The 2,271-nt window shown below is 74.3% G+C and carries 1 protein-coding gene; it reads right to left on the bottom strand.

All coding sequences use genetic code 11. The annotated features are described in order from the left end of the window. On the bottom strand, positions 1 to 2,271 hold a 2,271-nt coding region (locus tag ABT300_RS43390), incomplete at both ends, for an SDR family NAD(P)-dependent oxidoreductase (protein WP_351688516.1).

Below are 2,271 nucleotides of genomic sequence, written 5' to 3'. Positions count from 1 at the left end.
AGCAGTCGCTGCTGCGGGTCCATCGCCGTCGCCTCGCGCGGCGAGATCCCGAAGAAGGCCGCGTCGAACTCGGCGGCGTCGTCGAGGAATCCGCTCTCCCGGACGTAGCTGGCGCCGAGGCGGTCGGGGTCGGCGTCGTAGAGGGCGTCGAGGTCCCAGCCGCGGTCGGTGGGCAGCGGGGACATGACGTCCATGCCGTCGGCCACGAGACGCCAGAGATCCTCGGGGGCGCGGACGCCGCCCGGGAAGCGGCACCCCATCGACACGATCGCGATCGGCTCGTCGGCGGCCGTCGGAGCGACCGCGCCCGCCGAGTCCGTGGCGGGTTGCGCGTCCGCGCGCCCGCCGCCGAAGGCCAGTTCGTCGATGCAGTCGGCGAGTGCGGAGATGCTGGGGTGGTCGAAGACGACGGTGGTGGGCAGCTTCAGGCCGGTGGCACGGTGCAGACGGTCGCGCAGCGTCACGGCGGTGAGGGAGTCGAAGCCGAGCTCCTTGAAGGCCGCGTCGACGCTGACCGCTGCCGCGTCCGCGTGCCCCAGCGCCGTGGCCACATGGGTGCCGATCAGGGCGCGCAGTGCGGCGGTCCGCCGCTCGGGCTGGAGATCGGCCATCTCACGCAGCACGGCGGAGACGTCGTCGCCCTGGGCGGCCCCGGCCGACGTTTCCGTCGTCTCGACACCGGCAGGAGTGAGTTCCGAGAGGAGGGCACTGCCGCGTACGGACGTGAAGACCTCGGCGAACCGGCGCCAGTCGACGTCGGCGACCGCGACGACGGTGTCCTCGTGGTCGAGGGCTTGCTGAAGGCCGGTGATCGCGGCTCCCGGCTCGATGACGGGGACGCCGCGACGGCGCAGGTCGTGCTGGACGGACTCGGCGATCATGCCGCCGCCGGCCCAGGGACCCCAGGCCACGCTGAGCACGGGCGCGCCGTCGGCGCGTCGGCGTTCGGCACGGGCGTCGAGGATCGCGTTCGCGGCGCCGTAGGCGGCGTGGTCGGCGACCCCCCAGGTGCCGGAGATCGAGGAGAAGTAGACGACCGCGTCGAGTTCGGCCGTGTCCAGGACCTCGTCGAGGTGGGCGGCGCCGAGGACCTTGCCGGACAGCGTCGCGGCGAGGTCGTCGACGTCGGTCTCCGTGATCGGGCCGAGGACGCTGACGCCGGCCGCGTGGACAACGGAGCGCACCGGACTGCCGCTCGCGGCAAGTCCGTCGACCAGGTCGGCGAGCGCTTGGCGGTCCGCGGTGTCACAGGCGGCGACGGTGATCCGGGCGCCACGATGCGCGCATTCGTCCCGCAGGCCGGCGATGAGCGAGTCGTCGCCACGGCGACCGGTCAGCACGAGGTGTTCAGCCCCGCGGGCGGCCAGCCAGCGGGCGACATGGGCGCCGAGCGCGCCGGTTCCCCCGGTGACGAGGACGGTGCCGCGCGGGCGCCAGTCACGCGGCGCCGGCTTGCCTCGGGTGGCGGCGTGGACGAGTCGGCGGCCGTACGTCCTGCCGTCGCGGACGGCCACCTGGTCCTCCGCGACGCCTGCGGTGACGGCGTCCAGCAGCAGCCCCGCGAGGCCGTTCGCCCCGGCCTGCGGCAGGTCGACGAGTCCGCCCCAGCGCTTGGGGTGTTCCAGGGCGGCGGTCCGGCCGAGGCCCCAGACGCCGGCCTGTTCGGGCGCCGTCGGCCCGTCGTCGTCGCCGACGCCCACGGCGCCCCGGGTCACACACCACAGCGGTGCGTCGATGTCCACGTCGCCGAGTGCCTGCAGAAGAGTGAGGGTGCCGGACAGCCCGAGCGGTACCGCCGGCTGCCGGGGGTGCGGCCGCTCGTCGAGCGCCAGCAGCGACAGCACTCCGGCGAACACGTCGGCGGTGTCCAGCAGTTCCCCGAGCGCCGCGCGGTCCAGCCGGGCGGCGTCGACAGCGGCGACGACAGCGCGAGCTCCGCGCGCTTCCAGTTCCGCTCTCAGGTCGGTGATCAGCTCGTCGTCTTGCCTCGACTCGGGGGCGACGATCAGCCAGGTCCCTCCGGTGGCGACGGGGGCGGTCGCGGTCAGCGGCCTCCACTCCACCCGGTGCCGCCATCCGTCGGCCAGTCCTCGCTCGCGGTGTGCGGTGCGCCAGGCGGCGAGAGCCGGCACGACGCTCTCCAACCCCTCCTGCACACCGAGCGTGCCCGCCAGCTCTTCGAGGTCGCCTTCCTCGACGGTCCGCCAGAACTCCTCCTCCACCGGATCCGCGCCCACCGCCGGCTTCGGCGCCTCCAGCCAGTAGCGGTCG

This window comes from Streptomyces sp. NPDC001027, from assembly GCF_040299045.1.
Classification (GTDB): Bacteria; Actinomycetota; Actinomycetes; order Streptomycetales; family Streptomycetaceae; genus Streptomyces.
Note: the sequence above shows the minus strand (reverse complement) of the source record. Positions and strands in the feature narration are given on the sequence as shown.